The organism is Vibrio sp. 1580, from assembly GCF_033340055.1.
In genome coordinates this window covers 1-914 of record NZ_JAWOVT010000113.1, presented here as the reverse complement: position 1 = coordinate 914, position 914 = coordinate 1, and the positions used below count along the sequence as shown (strand labels likewise).

Annotated in this window: 1 protein-coding gene; it reads right to left on the bottom strand. The window is 40.6% G+C overall.

Translation table 11 applies throughout. The features are described from left to right. Positions 1-189 precede the first annotated feature (189 nt). A partial coding sequence (locus R7093_RS24390; RefSeq protein WP_318146906.1) for an IS630 family transposase occupies positions 190-914 on the bottom strand: 725 nt, incomplete at its 5' end.

Genomic DNA, 914 nt, shown 5'->3' with positions numbered 1-914 from the left:
TTATTTTTAGCTTGCACGTAAGACTCGTTTTCTGTTGTTTCAATATACTTATGTTGAGATAAGTTATAAGAAGAGTAGATCGAATTAATATCTTTTGCAGACTCAGTCATAACATTTTTTCACAATATAACGGTGTTTAAACTGCGGTAATGGCAATCCCGCCAGTTACTCTTTGCAGTATATACCCGTTCAACTTGAAGATACAGGTTTCAATATCTGAAAATTATCCGTAATTCTGGATACGAGTGTACCTGCAACTTCTGGTAACGTTACATCGAAAAACTCTTTGATGGCTGAAGTAAATTCTGGCTTGGAGGAGAAGTAAATATTGTTCCTCACATGCTCATTCATCACTTTCCAAAGCCGCTCTATTGGATTTAAATTTGGACTGTAAGGCGGTAAGTAATGAAGCTCGATATTGAGCACTTTTGCCGCATTTTTCACCAACTCTGACTGATGATAGGCGGCACCATCAAGCACTAGGTGAACTTTTTGCTCCAACGGATAATGCTCCTTTTTGAGCTTCCAGAAGAAGCGAACAATGCTCTCGCTGTTTATCGTGTCATACGTGTCTGTCACCGTTGCGCCAATATTTTGAAGCGGTAACGCACCGATAATATTAAGACGAGTTCGACTGCCTGTTGTCTCAATAACTTTGTCTTGGCCTTTTCGTATCCAGCCATAACTGACTTTTGTTGACTGCGTAGGATGAACGGCATCCATAAATAACACAGGGTCTTCGCTGTTTCTTAGCGTCTCGTTGTAGTATTCGATAAAGGCTTGCTGCATCTCTGGATTAAACTTGTGCGGTACACCTTTCGGCTTCTTATATGAGAAACCGTGATGATGTAGCCACTTGTTCATTCCAGCAACGGTATAACGGATACCAAACTCAGCTTGTACATAAGCGACAA